The sequence below is a fragment of the Paenibacillus sp. YPG26 genome (assembly GCF_023704175.1).
In the GTDB taxonomy this organism is placed as follows: domain Bacteria; phylum Bacillota; class Bacilli; order Paenibacillales; family Paenibacillaceae; genus Fontibacillus.
Window position 1 is genome coordinate 182,501 of the sequence record NZ_CP084530.1, and the last position, 15,809, is coordinate 198,309.

The window sequence follows — 15,809 nt, forward strand, 5'->3', positions numbered from 1 at the left end:
TAAAGTTGTTTGTCTTGCTGTAAATGCTGCTGAAGTCTCTGAGTCAGAGAGAGATTTAATTGAGTTGGTCATTGAAGCTGCACAGGAAGACAGAGACACACATGCCCTATCGCTCAAAGGGGATGAGCAAGAGCAGAATGCCCAGCTTGGCAGCTGGCTTCAAACCCAACTGGAGAATGGCAGCTTAGATGAGGAGATCCCTGATCCCATTGTTCTGAAGTCACGTTTAACCGGAACGATGGTGCCTTTTCTGCTTAGCTCCGAGAACCGGTCTCATGATAAAATTTCTTACGTCCAGTTAGATAAGCTGCTTCGCAGCTATTTTGACGGTAATGTAACTTTAGTTCCTTTGCAGGATAAAGAGTGGTTGATCCTTGTGGGGGAAGCCCTTCTGAACGGGTTTCGTGAAGAAAGCGACGAGGGACAGGATGCAGAGCGGGCTATGCTGTACGATCTGTGCCAGGGCATATATGAACTCGTCTCTAATGAGTGGGGGGGAACCTTGCATTTAGCTGTACTGGAGCCCATTATACCGGTTCAGGTACTGGTATCATCATTATCTCTGCTAAGAGAAACGCTGCAGCTTGGACGGTTGTTCCATTTTACAGAGCATATTCATCTGCCTTGGTCCTTACATTTGGAACGCCTCGTGTATAGTATCCCGGATGAACAGCGGCGTCGGTTTCTTGAACAGACCGTGCCGCATACGAGCTCCACGGTTTTTGCGGATAATGAGACATTATCGACACTGGAGACTTTCTTTCAGCTGGACTGTAATGTTAGTGAGACGGCCAAGCGGTTATACATTCACCGGAATACCCTGCTTTATCGTATGGATAAGATCAAACAAGAGACCGGCCTGGACGTTCGAAGCTTCCGTGATGCTGTTCTTATGAAGCTTACTCTATTATTGTATAAAGTGACGAAAAGAAAATAGCTTTTTTGTGCAGTTTGTGTATAGCGGTCACTAGGCCTATAGTTTAATATAAGAATATAAAATGTATCCGATTACATTCACTGTATGGATTGAGCTTAAGGACTTAACGTAATTATATTGGAGACCTTATGAATAGGTAATTCCGGTATGCAATCTTGAGTTCATTTCATATAATTATAAATTTTGCTTAGGGGGCAATTACTTATGGCTGGTGTACGCTTAGAACACATTTACAAGAAATATGCTGGAGCTGACAAGGCTACTGTTGTTGACGTTAACTTGGATATTAAGGACAAGGAATTCCTGGTACTGGTAGGTCCTTCCGGTTGCGGTAAGTCCACAACACTTCGTATGATTGCAGGTCTTGAAGAGATCTCTGAAGGTAAATTGTACATTGGTGACCGCGTTGTGAACGATGTGGCACCTAAAGACCGTGACATCGCGATGGTATTCCAATCCTACGCATTGTATCCACATATGAACGTATATCAAAATATGGCGTTTGGTCTGAAGCTTCGTAAAGTGAAAAAAGAAGAAATCGACCAACGTGTACGTGAAGCAGCAAAAATCCTTGATATTACTCACCTTCTTGAGCGCAAACCTAAAGCGTTGTCCGGTGGTCAGCGTCAACGTGTGGCCTTGGGTCGTGCGATTGTCCGTGATCCACAAGTCTTCCTTATGGATGAGCCTCTCTCCAACTTGGATGCTAAACTTCGTGGCCAAATGCGCGCGGAGATCACTAAGCTGGTTAAACGTCTTGAAACTACTTGTATCTACGTAACGCATGACCAAATCGAAGCAATGACGATGGGTGACCGTATCGTAGTTATGCAAGATGGCCTTATTCAACAAGCAGCTTCTCCTGAAGAGCTGTACAACCAACCGCGCAACATCTTTGTTGCTGGTTTCATTGGTTCCCCAACAATGAACTTTGTTACAGGTACTCTTGCTGAATCCAATGGAGCAGTTCGTTTCAAAGCTCCTGGTCTTGATGTTGAGTTCCCGCAAGGCAAAGCAGCGATCCTCAAAGAAAAAGGATACTTTGGCAAAGAAGTTATCATGGGTATTCGTCCTGAGGACATTCACGAAGAGCCTGTATTCCTTGAAGCTTCTCCGAACACAATCTTCAACGCAAGTGTATTCTTGACTGAGAATATCGGTCACGAGATGCAACTGCACTTGAACGGTGTTGGTAATGACACTGTAATCGCTCGTGTAGATGGACGTTCCAGAACACGTGAAGGTGACAAAGTTAAGCTTGCTATTGATATGAACAAAATTCATATCTTTGATAAAGAATCGGAATTGAACGTATTCTTCTCTTAAGAAGTATGATCAAGCCGAAACCGCCCTTCGGGGCGGTTTTTTTAATATGCAGGACTTTTCAAGTATGTACAATATTCAGGATTCTTAAATTAAGCGCAGATCATACGAGGGGCCACTTCATGTCTTCTGTCAAAGAGGGGGCAATGATTGATTTACCGGGCAATATCCATTACGATAAATACAGTGTGGAAGCATGAGTAAGCATTTACATTAGAAATATGATTAGCAGATGCAGCATGAGATAGCAATAGGGAACGTGATGTGGGCAGGTAGGAGCATAACGTAGGCGATACGCAACATGAGTATATAAGTTATTCTACCAGTAAGCAGCATGAGTAGCGGAAGAGTAAGAAGTGTGAGTAAGGATTGGGAGTACACAGTGTGAGTAAGAGAGTAAGGATTGGGAGTACACAGTGTGAGTAAGAGAGTAAGGATTGGGAGCACACAGTGTGAGTAAGAGAGCAAGGATTGAGAGTACACAGTGTGAGTATGCAGTAGGAGTAATCGGTACGAGTAAGAAGCATGAGTAAGCGGTATGAGTAAGAAGTAAAAAGTAATCGGTGGAAGTAAGATGTAAGAAGTAAGCATTTGAGAATAGAAGTAACCAGTAAGAAGTAAAAGGTTTGAGAGCAAGATCAAGGAGTTAAATATCTGCAGTGGATGGCCGACAGGTAGAAAGGGAGAGCACGTATGGCTAAAAAAGTAAAGGTATCGGAGCTCGTGAACCAATTTGGGCTAGAAGTACTTTCCGGTGAGCAAGGCTTAAAACGCACGATCACTGTGGATGATCTATACCGTCCTGGCTTGGAGCTGGCGGGATATTTCGAATATCACCCCTCAGAGCGGGTGCAGATTCTTGGTAAGACTGAACTGGCTTTTATTCATATGCTTCCAGAGAAGGAGCGCCGGGACCGGATTGAGAAGCTGTGTCTGAGTCCGATAACGCCCTGCATCATTATCACTCGGGGATTGGATGTACCTGAGGAGATGATTCAGATTGGTGAGGAAAAGGAGATCCCGATCCTCCGCAGCAATATGGCAACAACCATTTTGTCCAGCCGGATCACGGGGTTCCTTGAGCGTAAGCTTGCACCTACAGCAACGATTCATGGTGTCCTGGTTGATGTATATGGGGTGGGAATGCTCATCACGGGTTCGAGCGGTATTGGTAAAAGTGAGACAGCGCTTGAGCTTGTCAAACGTGGACACCGCCTGATTGCGGATGATGCTGTTGAGATTCGTCAGACTTCGGATAACCAGCTTCATGGAACAGCTCCTGAATTGATCCGCCATTTGCTGGAGATCCGCGGTGTCGGGATTATCAATGTGATGACCTTATTCGGTGCGGGTGCGATCCGGAATAACAAGAGGATTACGCTTGTGGTTCGTCTGGAAGCCTGGCAGCAGGAGAAGCAGTATGACCGTCTTGGACTGGATGAAGAGACCACCCGGATCATTGATACGGATGTGCCGCTTGCGACAATTCCGGTAAGACCGGGCCGTAACTTGGCCGTTATCATTGAAGTAGCGGCAATGAACTTCAGATTGAAGCGTATGGGTTATAACGCAGCCCTGCAGTTCACCACGAAGCTCACCGAGACCATTGCAGAAGATGTAGATGATTTGGACTAGGAGCGTGTAAGGATGGAGACGTTGTTATTAGATCCGGTCGCTTTCTCCATTGGGAGTCTTCAAATCCGGTGGTACGGCCTGATTCTTGGCGCGGCAGCTCTGATTGGCATGCTGCTTGCCATACGGGAAGGAAAGCGATTTGGTATTTCACCTGACTTTTTCATGGATCTCGTGCTGCTGGGGGTTCCCTCCGCGATTATTGGAGCACGGATTTACTTTGTGGCCTTCAAGTGGGAGGATTACAAGGATCATCCGCTGGATGTGTTCAAGATCTGGGAGGGCGGCATCGCCATATACGGGGCACTGATCGGTGCCATTATATGCGCGGTCATTTTTGTCCGCCGTAGAGGGTACAATTTCTGGCGGATCGCAGACATTTGCGCACCGGGACTAATTGTCGGCCAGCTTATAGGCAGATGGGGGAATTTCGTTAACCAGGAAGCTTATGGCGGCCCTACAACGGAGGCGTTCCTGCGGGATCATCTGCACCTTCCTTCTTTTATTGTAGAACAAATGAATGTACAGGGGACCTATCACCACCCTACCTTTTTATATGAGTCATTATGGAATTTGGTGGGTCTCCTTCTGCTATTCGTGCTGCGCCGTCAAAAGTTTCTTCGTGCGGGTGAACTGTTCCTGTCCTATTTCATCTGGTATTCCATCGGGCGTTTCTTCATTGAACGGGTACGGACGGACAGCTTGGCCTTCCAGGGCCCAGAATGGTTAGCGTCATTCATGGATGCTCTATGGGCACCCATGAGGGCGATGGGATTCGAGCCTGGCGCGCTGGATCCTGCGTATGGGAACATTAGAATCTCGCAGCTGCTGGCTGTTCTTATTACCGTGATAGCCATTATTCTGATCATATACCGCCGTAGAGCTGGTCTGGCTGCAGCCCGTTATAGTGATCCTATTATATCCACCAAGGCACCGGCTGAGGATCACCTACCGGAAGCGCCGCTTGAGGCTGAGCCTGGAGCACGCGGTGAATCTGCTTCACAGGGCAGAAAAAAAGACTAAAGCCTAGATAGAGATACAAAGCTAAGAATCAAGACGGAGGATAAGAAGGAGTAGCCAAAAAGATGATTGAAACTGTACTGTTTGATTTGGATGGAACGATTGTAAATACGAATGAGCTGATCATCACTTCATTCCTTCATGTAATGGATAAGCATTATCCTCAGCCTCCCTTTACCCGGGAGCAGATTATCCCCCACATGGGGCTGACGCTGGAGCAGCAGCTCCGGCAGTTCACAGGCAGAGATGATGTGGCTGAGCTTGTAACTGACTATAGAGCTTACAATGCGCTTCATCATGACGCGCTGGTCAGGGAGTTCCCGAATGTGCATAAGGTAATCTCCAGGCTTCACACGGAGGGAATTACACTTGGGGTCGTTACAACTAAGATGAGACCATCAACAATTCTGGCTCTGGAGACCTTCGATCTGTTGAAGTTCATGAAGGAGATTGTAACTTTGAATGACGTGGAGAATCCGAAGCCGCATCCGGAGCCGGTCCTTACGGCGATCGAGCGTCTTGGTGCGAATCCGGAGACAACACTCATGGTGGGCGACAGCCCGGCTGACCTGCAATCCGCACGCGCTGCTGGCGTCCGGTCCGCAGCGGTTGCTTGGTCACTCAAGGGTGCCGAAGTGCTGAAGAAGTATGACCCCGACTATATACTCAATGACATGACCGATTTATACGGCGTGCTTGGAATGGAGTCTGAAGGCTAGTGAGGAAGGTAACCCGTTACCCGGTAGAGGGGCCAAATGCGCTTTGGCAGCTGTACCGGACGGTAAGTCCTTGGAAAGGCATCTGGAATTTCATTGTGATTCAGCTAACCCGCTACTGTCCAATCCTGCCGCTGAAGAACTGGATGTATCGCCGGTTATTGCGGATGAGTGTGGGCGAGCAAACAGCCTTTGGGCTGATGGTTATGGTGGATGTGTTTTTTCCTGAGAAGATTACAATCGGACGTAATTCTGTAATTGGCTATAACACAACGATTCTGGCCCATGAGTATCTGATCAAAGAGTACCGCCTGGGTGACGTTGTCATTGGGGATGAGGTGCTGATTGGAGCCAACACAACGATTCTGCCTGGTGTCACTATAGGCGACGGAGCGGTGGTAGCCGCAGGCTCGGTTGTACATAAGGATGTTGAGGCTGGCAGCTTCGTGGGCGGGAATCCGCTGCGCGTGCTTAAGCGGAACAATCCGGAGGGGAATTGAGGTTGAACAGATGAGGGTACTGTCCTGGAGCGGACGGTACCCTCTTTTGGCATACATGAAGTTATGTGTGGAGCTAGAGATTATTGGATTGGGACAGATATGGGCTGCCGAATCTCTTGTCCCGGATAATGAGTGACAGGAATGGTGAGCGGCTGCGAGTAGGATTTGGTGCGTGCGAGCAGATGAAATCGTTTTGTGAAAAATAGGAGTAAATAGAAACACAGCCAATTGCTAAATAAAGCCTTTTACCGATATACTCAAAAGGGAAGTTTTGGGGAATAGATCTGGATTGACGCTATAATTGAAGTATGATAAACTATCCCATATTCTTTAATTTGGTAGCATGGTAGCACTGTACCATGATAAAGCATAAATGATGAAAGCTGATATGAGGTGAACAGGTTGTCTAAACCGAAGGGATTTGAAAAACCAGCCGGCGTCCGGGACTATCTGCCGTATGCGGTAGAACGTCTTCGTGCCATTGAGCGCAGTGTACTGGACTGCATGTCAGGCTGGGGATATCGTCAGATTATGACGCCTACAATGGAATATTACGATACGGTGGGTGTGGCCAGCTCCACATCGGATCAGAAGCTGTTCAAGCTGCTGAATAACAGGGGAACCACGATGGTGCTCCGTTCCGATATGACGGCGCCGATTGCGCGTGTGGTGTCCTCTTTATTGAAGGAAGAGCCGCTGCCGATTCGTCTGTCTTATCATGCGAATGTATACCGGGCGATCGAAGAAGAGGCCGGCCGGGAGTCGGAATTCTTCCAGACTGGTGTAGAGCTTGTGGGTGATGATTCACCCGAAGCGGATGCCGAGGTGGTGGCTCTTGCGGTAGCTTCCTTGCAGGCAGCCGGGGTAACCACCTTCAAGATTGCCCTTGGGCATGTCGGCTTCTTAAATGGGCTGCTGGAAGAAGCGGTGCCTGGTGATGAGGAAGCCCGCGAAGGGCTCAAGCAGGGGCTTCTCCGGCGGGATTACGTAGGTTACCGGGAATCCTTGTCGAAGCTTGCCGTCTCTGATGCGCAGAAGGAAGAACTGAAAGGCATCCTGCGTCTTCGCGGCGGCAAGGAGGTGTGCAGCGAGGCACGTGGTCTCAGCCAAAGCAAGTTGGCGCAAGACTCCATCGATCATCTGTGCAAGGTCTGGGAGGCGCTTGAGGACTACGGTGTGGCTGAGCACGTCCTGATCGATCTTACGATGATCGGGGACTTCTCTTATTACACAGGACTTATCTTCGAGGGTTATGCGGCAGAGCTTGGATTCCCGGTATGCAGCGGCGGTCGTTATGACAACCTGCTTCAGCAGTTCGGGCGTCCTGTTCCGGCAACGGGCTTTGCGCTTAAGACGAACCGGATTCTTGATGGTGTGAACGGAATCCAGGCTGTGCAAAAGCTGCCTGTTCTGGTGCAGTATAATGCTCAAGGACGGAAGTCAGCTCTTCAGGAAGCCGCACGGCTGCGTAGTGAAGGCAAGGCGGTTGTAACTCGGCATGTTCATACGGAAGACGAGCTGCGCACGGTGCAGGAGGCCGCGGAGAAGTACGCGGATATCGTAAATTTTGTGGATTAACAACAGGTTAGGATTGTTGGAGAGAGGCGGGCTGATCTCAATTGGCTGAAATTATAAAAGTAGCGATGCCGAAAGGCCGTATTTATAAAAAAGCATCAGCATTATTCCGGGAAGCGGGGCTGAACATCCCGCTGGACGTGGATGACACGCGCAAGCTGGTTATTCCGCTGCCGGAGGTAGGCATGGAGTTCATCCTGGCCAAGCCGGTCGATGTCCCGACCTACGTGGAGTATGGCGTAGCCGACATCGGGATTGTCGGCAAGGATGTGCTTATGGAAGAGAAGCGGGACGTGTATGAGCTGCTGGATCTCGGGATTGCCCGCTGCCGGATGTCTGTCATTGCCCTTCCGGACTGGAAGCCGGGCATTCAGCAGCGCGTGGCGACCAAGTATCCGAATGTGGCGTCCCAATATTTCAGGGAGCAGGGTCAGCAGGTGGAAGTCATCAAGCTGAACGGATCCATCGAGCTGGCTCCGCTGATTGGGCTAGCGGATCGGATTGTGGACATGGTAGAGACCGGACAGACGCTGCGGGAGAACGGACTTGTGGAGATGGAGAGTATCTTCGAGATCACCAGCCGCCTTGTGGCGAACCGGGTTAGCTACCGGATGAAGAATGCGGAGATTCAGCGTGTATGCGATGCCCTGCAAAAGGTTATAGGCGGGTAGGCGAGGAGTAACGAGGAGGATAAGCGGATGAGAATATTACCAGCACAGGAATTTGATCTGCGGCGTGAAGTGGAGTACGGCTCGCCTGAGCAGAACGAAGCTGTGAAGCAAATTGTATCTGATATCAAAAAAGAAGGCGATGCCGCGCTTCTGCGTTATACCGTGCGCTTTGACGGTATGAAGCTTGAGCCCGCGGACCTCAGAGTCACACGGGAAGAGCTGGAGGCGGCTTACGAGAAGGTTGAGCCTTCTTTTGTTAAAGCCATTGCCGCAGCTGCGGCTAACATTCGCGCCTTTCATCAGAAGGAGAAGCGGAATTCCTGGATGGACCTGCAGCCGGATGGCAGCATTCTGGGTCAGATTATTCGCCCGCTGAAGCGCGTAGGTGTGTATGTCCCTGGCGGTAAGGCAGCTTACCCTTCCTCGGTACTCATGAACGTCATCCCGGCCCAGGTTGCAGGTGTGCCGGAGATCGTGATGGTCACGCCGCCGGCTACAGGCGGCAAGGCGGGCATCGACCCGTATATTCTTGTGGCGGCCGCGGAAGCTGGCGTAAGCGAAATCTACCGGGTCGGCGGAGCCCAGGCGATCGCAGCCTTGGCCTACGGCACCGATACGATCGAGCCGGTGGACAAGATCTGCGGCCCGGGCAACATCTTCGTCGCGCTGGCGAAGCGCGAGGTGTACGGCGCTGTCGATATCGACAGCATGGCTGGTCCGAGCGAGATCGCCGTGCTGGCCGATGGCAGCGCGAACGCGGCCTATGTGGCCGCCGACCTGCTGTCCCAAGCCGAGCATGACGAGATGGCCTCGGCCATTCTCGTGACCACTTCGGCGGACTTTGCAGAGGCGTGCGCAGCTGAGGTGCAGCGCCAGCTGGCAGAGCTGCCGCGGCGGGAGATTGCCGCAGCTTCGATAGACAGCTATGGCGTGATCCTGGTGGTGGATTCCATAGAGGAGGGAATCCAGGTGATTAACCGGCTGGCGCCGGAGCATTTGGAGCTCATGATCGAGGAGCCGATGGCTTACCTGGGACTAGTGGAGAATGCCGGGGCGATCTTCCTGGGTCCGTACAGTTCGGAACCGGTAGGGGATTATTTTGCGGGACCGAATCATATTATTCCGACCAACGGCACAGCGAGATTCTCCTCGCCAGTGGATGTGGATGACTTCATTAAGAAATCCAGCATGATCTACTATAGCAAGCAGGCTCTCCTGGAGAATGGGGAGACCATTATGGAGCTGGCAAGACGGGAAGGGCTCGAGGGTCATGCCCGGGCCATCGAAATCCGGCTTCAGCAGGAAGCCAAGACAGATAGAAAGGCAGGCGAATAAATAATGACAACAGCAAACGAGTCAAACGGTGCACGTGCGCGCGAGGCGAGCATCAGCCGGAAGACGAATGAGACGGATATTAAGCTTAATTTTGCCGTAGACGGAACCGGGGAATCGCGCCTGGAGACAGATGTGCCGTTCCTTAACCACATGCTTGATCTGTTCACGAAGCACGGACAATTCAATCTGGCGGTCGATGCGAAGGGTGACATCGAAATTGACGATCACCATACCGTAGAGGATATCGGAATCTGTCTGGGTCATACGTTACGTGAAGCCTTAGGCGATAAAAGAGGCATCAAGCGGTATGCCAGCGTCTTCGTTCCGATGGACGAAGCGCTCGCGCAGGTTGTGATTGATATCAGCAACCGTCCGCACTTCGAGTATCGCGCGCAGTATCCATCGGCTCAGGTGGGCAGCTTTGACGTGGAGCTGGTGCAGGAGTTCCTGTGGAAGCTGGCGCTGGAAGCGCGGATTACGCTGCATGTTATTGTTCACTACGGACAGAACACGCACCATATGATAGAAGCGGTGTTCAAGGCGCTTGGACGCGCGCTGGACGAAGCGACCAGCCTGGACCCGCGCGTGACGGGCGTACCGTCAACGAAAGGGGTGCTGTAACCCGTGACCATCGCTATTGTCGATTATGGAATGGGCAATCTGCACAGTGTGAGCAAAGCTTGCGAGCGCCTTGGCTTTAGTACGGTGATTACCGGTGACCCTTCGGTTATCATGAATGCCAGCGGTGTGCTATTGCCAGGGGTTGGGGCCTTCGGCGATGCGATGGAGCACCTTCGTGAGAGCGGGCTGGATACTGTGGTGCGTGAGGTGGCTTCCAGCGGCAAGCCGCTGCTCGGTATCTGCCTCGGCATGCAGCTCCTCTTCGACACGAGCGAGGAGCACGGCGATCACCAGGGCCTTGGCTTACTGCCCGGCCGGGTTGTCCGGTTCTTAGGCGGCACCTATAAAGTGCCGCATATGGGCTGGAACAAGCTCGAGTATACGAATGCCTCGAGCCCGCTTTTTGATGGATTGGAAGAGGGGCACGTCTACTTCGTGCACTCTTATCATGCCCTCCCGGCACGCAAGGAGGACCTGCTTGCGGTAACGGACTATGAGCAGCCGGTGACCGCGATTGTGGGTCACGGGAATGTGTACGGCATGCAGTTTCACCCGGAGAAGAGCGGAGAGATGGGCATGTCGCTGCTCCGCAGCTTCCTTAAGCTTGCCGAGGGAGCGAAGCAGGTCTGATTGCTGATATGAAGGAAGCGGCTTAAGTCCAGGCGGCTTTGTTCCCAGGCGAGTCTGGGTGGAACAGCATGCAGCGCAGCAGGAATCAGAAGAGTCTATGCACTGCTGTGGAGCTCTTAAGAGCATACAGAGCCGCAGCAATTAGGCGACAGCACGCAGCGCAGCATTTTAGGGATGAAGATGAAGCAAGCTTAGCCGCCGCAGGGCGGCTTGCCTGCTTAAGGGCTGGAATGGCTGATATCCAGGCTGAGATTGATTGTAGAGTACGACCTTAGATGCCGGGAGGCCGGCCTTAGGCTTCTTATAGGCTGGCTGCGCAGGTTACGGACAAGGCATGAGAAATAGATGTGTTTAACCATATAGAGCAGGGGGAGAAGTAAATGTCTTCTTTTATCATTTATCCGGCTATTGATATCCGGGATGGCAAGTGTGTACGTCTGGTGCAGGGGGATTATGCCCGTGAGACGATCTATAACGACAATCCGGTAGAGGTTGCCAAGTCCTGGGAGGTTCAGGGCGGGGAATTCATCCACCTGGTGGATCTGGATGGGGCAAAAGCCGGGCATCCGGTGAATGACAAGCTGATCGGCGAGATCGCCCGCAGTGTGCAGGTTCCTGTGCAGGTAGGGGGCGGAATTCGTACATTAGCCGACGTGGAACGCCTGCTGGGTCTTGGCGTGAGCCGTCTGATTCTTGGAACTGCGGCGATTGAAGACCGTGAGTTCACGGAAAGCGTGCTCGGACAGTATGGAGACAAGGTCGCCATTGGAATTGACGCCCGTAATGGCTTCGTAGCTACACGCGGCTGGCTTGAGACCTCTGAGGTTCAGGCTGAGGTGCTGGCGAAGGAATTGGCGGCAAAAGGTGCCGAGACGTTCATCTTCACCGATATCTCCCGGGACGGCATGATGCAGGGGCCGAATGTAGAAGCGATCCGCGCGCTTGCTGAGGCATCCGGCCGAACGGTAATCGCCTCAGGCGGCGTCACTGTACAGGAAGATCTGATTAAGCTGGCGGCTCATGCAGATCAGGGCGTAGGCGGAGCGATTGTCGGCAAGGCTCTGTACACCGGCAGCGTGGATCTGGCCAAAGCCATCCAGGCACTGAAATCCTAACTATTAGGCGTATATACAGTATGAAAAAGGCCGTTCACTGGAGCACAGGCTGTATATACGCCGCGTAAGAACAAGGAACAAAATAACTGGTTCGCCTTGGTTCTTTTGACTATGCTGTAATTTGAATTTATATGATACCTAAGGGGCCTGAACTATCAGGCCTCAGAGGAAAGGAAGAGAAGTAATGCTTACTAAGCGGATTATACCTTGTCTGGATGTGAAGGACGGACGGGTAGTGAAGGGCGTTAATTTTGTGAACCTCCGGGATGCTGGAGATCCGGTAGAGCTCGCGGCGCTGTATGACCGGGAAGGTGCCGATGAGCTTGTGTTCCTGGACATCTCCGCTTCGAATGAAGGCCGGGCCACGATGATTGAAGTCGTTCGGCAGACTGCGGGCGAGATCTCGATCCCATTCACTGTGGGCGGCGGGATCTCCCATGTCGATGATATGAAGCGTATTCTTCGTGCGGGCGCGGACAAGATTGGCATTAACACGGCGGCAATCGTGAATCCGGCTCTGATCTCGGAGGGAGCGCGCCGCTTCGGTTCCCAGTGTATTGTTGTGGCTGTAGACGCCAAGTACAATGAGGCTTGGGGAGAATGGGAAGTGTACACGCACGGCGGGCGCAAGTCAACGGGTATCCGCGCACTGGAATGGGTGAAGGTTGCTGAGCTGCGCGGTGCAGGTGAAATTCTGCTGACCAGTATGGATGCGGACGGAACAAAGGACGGATTCGATCTGCCCCTCACCCAGGCGGTAAGCAGCCTGATCGGGATTCCGGTGATTGCCTCAGGCGGAGCCGGGAACAAAGAGCATTTCTATGATGTATTTACTGAAGGCAAGGCGGATGCTGCGCTTGCGGCTACGATTTTTCATTATAAGGAAATTGCTGTTCAGGATTTGAAGACAGATTTGAAAGTTAGAGGGGTGGAGATACGATGAGTCAATCTTTAGAACAACGGCTTCCTCTTGCCAAACTGCAAGAAGTGATCAAATGGGATGCCCAAGGGCTCGTGCCTGCTGTAGTGCAGGATGCGGACAGCAAAGATGTGCTTATGGTGGCGTACATGAACAGCGAATCACTCCAGAAGTCGATCGTAACGGGAGATACCTGGTTCTGGAGCCGCTCCCGCGAAGAGCTGTGGCACAAAGGTGCAACTTCAGGCAACACCCAGCGCATTACGGATCTTCGTTATGATTGTGACGGAGATACTCTACTTGTTCTGGTGAGACGCAGCGGACCAGCCTGCCATACGGGAGAGGATAACTGCTTCTATCGTTCGGCAGCCGGTGTGCAGAGCGCAGATGACGCTGTGGTCTCCACTGCTGCCTCCGCCAGCCGCTTCGAGGTGCTTGGTGAATTGGAGCAGATCATCAAGGACCGCCATGAGGAACGTCCAGAAGGCGCATATACTACGTATTTGTTCGAGAAGGGCATTGATAAGATTCTGAAAAAAGTCGGCGAAGAGGCCGCCGAAGCTATCATTGCCGCCAAGAATGGCGATAATGATGAGCTTCGTCTTGAAGTCAGCGATCTAATCTACCATTTACTCGTACTGCTGCGGGAGCGGAACCTTCCGCTGGACGATATTATGAGCGAGCTGGATCGCCGTCACGAGCGTCCACGCCGCGACTAGAGCGGGAGGAAAGCGCCGTGCTGATTGATTATCATACCCATCATGTCCGCTGCGGACATGCCGTGGGCGAGCTAGAGGAATATGTGCAGCGGGGCATAGAGATCGGCTTGTCCCAGCTCGGGCTCTCCGACCATATGCCGCTTCTGCATGTGAACCCTGCCGAGTATTACCCTGAGATGGCCATGGCTATGGAGGAGCTTCCCCGCTATGTGGAGGAATGCTTCCTGCTCAAGGAGAAGTACCGGGGGCAGATTGAGGTGCGTGTTGGCCTGGAAGGCGACTATATCGAAGGTTGGGAAGCCGACATTGAGCAGATTGTGAATGCTTACCCATGGGATTATGTGATCGGATCGGTTCATTTTCTCGGGGAATGGGACATCTCAGACTTCCGTCAGACACATAACTGGGATGGCAAGGACATCTTGTCCGTGTACAGACAGTATTATGATGCTGTACAGAAGGCCGCCCGAACCGGGTTCTACGATATTATGGGGCATCTTGATGTGATCAAGCGGTTCGGATACAAGCCGGCACCTGAGCTGGAGAATGAAGTGATTCAGCTGGAGAATGCGGCACTGGAAGCTGTTCGTGAAGCAGGCGTGGCCATGGAGCTTAATGCTTCAGGGCTGGCTAAAGCCTGTGCCGAGATGTTCCCCAGCCGACGCATGCTTGAACGCGCCTATGCAGCGGGAATTCCGCTGACTGTGGGCTCGGATGCCCATGATCCGAAGAAGCTGAGCGAGAATCTGGATCAAGCCCGCAGGACGCTGTATGAAGTTGGATTCCGTGAGCTGGCGACCTTTGAAGGCCGCCGCAGAACGATGATTCCGCTGGAGATATAATTACGATAAGAACAGGTTATGAGCCGCGCTGGAAAGAATGCAATCCTGAATAGGGTCATTCTCGCCAGCGCGGTTTTTTATGGACTGGTAGTGTAATAGAGAGGACTGCTTATTTCGGGCAGTTCGACTTTAGCCATAGCCTTAGCTAGTTCAGCGCTCCGGGGGTTCTCGGTGAAAGTATACTGGATGGGTAGACATTAATACTTCAGTAAATTCACTTGAGTTGCAGTGAAGTGCAGTGAAGTGCAGTGAAGTGCAGTGAAGTGAATTACAGTGAGCTACAGTGAGCTACAGTGAGCTACAGTGAATTACAGTGAGGTTAAAGTGAAAATACAGTTGCAGTTATGTAGGTTCGAGCTTGCGCACAGCGAAATGGGGGCTTAAATCATGTCACGCAGAATGATCAGGGAGATCAAACTAACCGATTATCATGATATTTATGAACTGAACCAGATCTTTAACCCGAATCTAGCTGCTTTTTCCAAAGAGAAAGTTAAGGAGAAGATTGAGAATATTACGAACAATACCAAAGATATAATCCTTGTATGTGAAGAGAATGGCGAAGTGATTGGCTATATTCACGGAAGTCCGTATGAATTGCTGTTCGCGGAACCCTTGGTGAATGTCCTTGGATTCGTGGTTAGAGAGAACAATCGCAATCAGGGGATAGGCGGTATGCTGATGGAGCGTCTTGAACAATGGGCGCGGGACTGTGGCTCTTCTGGGATCAAGCTGTTATCCCACCCCAGCCGGGTTCAGGCTCACAGGTTCTATGAGCGCCGGGGGTTCATATTTACCAAAGACCAGAAAAACTTCGTCAAATATTTCAAGTAACATCGCTACACCGAGATCCCAATCCACACTAGAACAGATACGATGGATAGGCCAAGCCATCCGGGATGCTTCCCTTTGGTACCGATTAAGACCAAGACCGCGCATACAAGCATAGAGGCTGCAATGGTGTGTTCAAGGACGGTGTATTGACCATCAGATACGGACTGCCGTGACAGCCAGAACAGGATATAGGCCATGGCCCATCCGAAAGCCGTCAGCGCATGCCAGCTGGCCCACAGGATGCGCACGTTCGATTCACTTAACAGGCTCCCTCCATTTGTCGGGATCGTCTTACCCTGTCTTAACTTGCGAAAAATTAAAACCTCGCCTAGCACCGTGTGAACGAGCCCCACGACAAAGGCTAGAATAGAAGCACTTAACAGGTATCCGTTCATGAGTTATCTCCTCCTATTTATTCAG

Annotated in this window: 17 protein-coding genes (1 of these 17 cut by a window edge); 16 read left to right on the forward strand and 1 reads right to left on the reverse strand. The window is 51.4% G+C overall.

Translation table 11 applies throughout. The features are described 5' to 3' along the window. The 16 genes from LDO05_RS00965 to LDO05_RS01040 all read left to right on the forward strand — a co-directional run. Positions 1-937, forward strand: the 3' portion of a protein-coding gene (locus LDO05_RS00965) for a PucR family transcriptional regulator (RefSeq protein ID WP_251377035.1). It extends 185 nt beyond the left edge of the window; only the last 937 of its 1,122 coding nucleotides appear in the window; its start codon lies off the left edge, out of view; the stop codon is at positions 935-937. Between the two features lie 204 nt (positions 938-1,141). After that, positions 1,142-2,263: an ABC transporter ATP-binding protein gene (locus LDO05_RS00970; protein ID WP_251377036.1), complete on the forward strand. Its 1,122-nt coding sequence runs from the start codon at positions 1,142-1,144 to the stop codon at positions 2,261-2,263. A 690-nt stretch (positions 2,264-2,953) separates the two neighbouring features. Further along, positions 2,954-3,895 (forward strand): HPr(Ser) kinase/phosphatase, encoded by a 942-nt coding sequence (gene hprK, locus LDO05_RS00975; protein ID WP_251377037.1) that lies wholly within the window; start codon positions 2,954-2,956, stop codon positions 3,893-3,895. Between the two features lie 12 nt (positions 3,896-3,907). Continuing rightward, entirely contained in the window at positions 3,908-4,915 is a 1,008-nt protein-coding gene (lgt, locus tag LDO05_RS00980; RefSeq protein ID WP_251377038.1) for a prolipoprotein diacylglyceryl transferase, read from the forward strand. Positions 4,916-4,977: 62 nt separating this feature from the next. Further along, complete coding sequence (gene ppaX / locus LDO05_RS00985) at positions 4,978-5,631, forward strand: pyrophosphatase PpaX (protein WP_251377039.1); 654 nt, start codon at positions 4,978-4,980, stop codon at positions 5,629-5,631. After that, the gene (locus LDO05_RS00990; RefSeq protein ID WP_251377040.1) at positions 5,631-6,128 is read left to right on the forward strand and encodes an acyltransferase; all 498 of its coding nucleotides are present in this window, start codon (positions 5,631-5,633) and stop codon (positions 6,126-6,128) included. The genes ppaX and LDO05_RS00990 overlap by 1 nt, the downstream gene beginning before the upstream one ends. A gap of 402 nt (positions 6,129-6,530) precedes the next feature. Continuing rightward, the gene (locus LDO05_RS00995) at positions 6,531-7,706 is read left to right on the forward strand and encodes an ATP phosphoribosyltransferase regulatory subunit (protein ID WP_251377041.1); all 1,176 of its coding nucleotides are present in this window, start codon (positions 6,531-6,533) and stop codon (positions 7,704-7,706) included. A 41-nt stretch (positions 7,707-7,747) separates the two neighbouring features. Further along, positions 7,748-8,374: an ATP phosphoribosyltransferase gene (hisG, locus tag LDO05_RS01000; RefSeq protein ID WP_251377042.1), complete on the forward strand. Its 627-nt coding sequence runs from the start codon at positions 7,748-7,750 to the stop codon at positions 8,372-8,374. A gap of 27 nt (positions 8,375-8,401) precedes the next feature. After that, entirely contained in the window at positions 8,402-9,709 is a 1,308-nt protein-coding gene (hisD, locus tag LDO05_RS01005; protein ID WP_251377043.1) for a histidinol dehydrogenase, read from the forward strand. Positions 9,710-9,712: 3 nt separating this feature from the next. Further along, positions 9,713-10,330, forward strand: coding sequence for an imidazoleglycerol-phosphate dehydratase HisB (hisB, locus tag LDO05_RS01010; protein ID WP_251377044.1), 618 nt, complete (start codon positions 9,713-9,715; stop codon positions 10,328-10,330). Between the two features lie 3 nt (positions 10,331-10,333). Further along, positions 10,334-10,960, forward strand: coding sequence for an imidazole glycerol phosphate synthase subunit HisH (gene hisH, locus LDO05_RS01015; RefSeq protein ID WP_251377045.1), 627 nt, complete (start codon positions 10,334-10,336; stop codon positions 10,958-10,960). Positions 10,961-11,340: 380 nt separating this feature from the next. Next, positions 11,341-12,075, forward strand: coding sequence for a 1-(5-phosphoribosyl)-5-[(5-phosphoribosylamino)methylideneamino]imidazole-4-carboxamide isomerase (gene hisA, locus LDO05_RS01020; protein WP_251377046.1), 735 nt, complete (start codon positions 11,341-11,343; stop codon positions 12,073-12,075). Positions 12,076-12,259: 184 nt separating this feature from the next. Beyond that, positions 12,260-13,018 (forward strand): imidazole glycerol phosphate synthase subunit HisF, encoded by a 759-nt coding sequence (hisF, locus tag LDO05_RS01025; RefSeq protein ID WP_251377047.1) that lies wholly within the window; start codon positions 12,260-12,262, stop codon positions 13,016-13,018. Continuing rightward, on the forward strand, positions 13,015-13,713 hold the full coding sequence (gene hisIE, locus LDO05_RS01030) for a bifunctional phosphoribosyl-AMP cyclohydrolase/phosphoribosyl-ATP diphosphatase HisIE (protein WP_251377048.1): 699 nt from the start codon (positions 13,015-13,017) through the stop codon (positions 13,711-13,713). The genes hisF and hisIE overlap by 4 nt, the downstream gene beginning before the upstream one ends. Positions 13,714-13,730: 17 nt before the next feature. Beyond that, entirely contained in the window at positions 13,731-14,555 is an 825-nt protein-coding gene (gene hisJ, locus LDO05_RS01035; protein WP_251377049.1) for a histidinol-phosphatase HisJ, read from the forward strand. A gap of 387 nt (positions 14,556-14,942) precedes the next feature. Continuing rightward, positions 14,943-15,389 carry a GNAT family N-acetyltransferase gene (locus LDO05_RS01040; protein WP_251377050.1) on the forward strand — a complete coding sequence of 149 codons (447 nt, stop codon included), beginning with the start codon at positions 14,943-14,945 and terminating at the stop codon, positions 15,387-15,389. Between the two features lie 5 nt (positions 15,390-15,394). Here LDO05_RS01040 and LDO05_RS01045 read toward each other — a convergent pair whose 3' ends face one another. Further along, the gene (locus LDO05_RS01045) at positions 15,395-15,784 is read right to left on the reverse strand and encodes a hypothetical protein (RefSeq protein ID WP_251377051.1); all 390 of its coding nucleotides are present in this window, start codon (positions 15,782-15,784) and stop codon (positions 15,395-15,397) included. Positions 15,785-15,809: the final 25 nt, after the last annotated feature.

Coding starts and splice junctions, on each gene's coding strand:
- hprK (WP_251377037.1), top strand. CDS start 2,954: ATGGCTAAAAAAGTAAAGGTATCGGAGCTCGTGAACCAATTTGGGCTA.
- LDO05_RS01040 (WP_251377050.1), top strand. CDS start 14,943: ATGTCACGCAGAATGATCAGGGAGATCAAACTAACCGATTATCATGAT.
- hisA (WP_251377046.1), top strand. CDS start 11,341: ATGTCTTCTTTTATCATTTATCCGGCTATTGATATCCGGGATGGCAAG.
- LDO05_RS00970 (WP_251377036.1), top strand. CDS start 1,142: ATGGCTGGTGTACGCTTAGAACACATTTACAAGAAATATGCTGGAGCT.
- LDO05_RS01045 (WP_251377051.1), bottom strand. CDS start 15,784: ATGAACGGATACCTGTTAAGTGCTTCTATTCTAGCCTTTGTCGTGGGG.
- lgt (WP_251377038.1), top strand. CDS start 3,908: ATGGAGACGTTGTTATTAGATCCGGTCGCTTTCTCCATTGGGAGTCTT.
- hisF (WP_251377047.1), top strand. CDS start 12,260: ATGCTTACTAAGCGGATTATACCTTGTCTGGATGTGAAGGACGGACGG.
- hisD (WP_251377043.1), top strand. CDS start 8,402: ATGAGAATATTACCAGCACAGGAATTTGATCTGCGGCGTGAAGTGGAG.
- ppaX (WP_251377039.1), top strand. CDS start 4,978: ATGATTGAAACTGTACTGTTTGATTTGGATGGAACGATTGTAAATACG.
- hisB (WP_251377044.1), top strand. CDS start 9,713: ATGACAACAGCAAACGAGTCAAACGGTGCACGTGCGCGCGAGGCGAGC.
- hisIE (WP_251377048.1), top strand. CDS start 13,015: ATGAGTCAATCTTTAGAACAACGGCTTCCTCTTGCCAAACTGCAAGAA.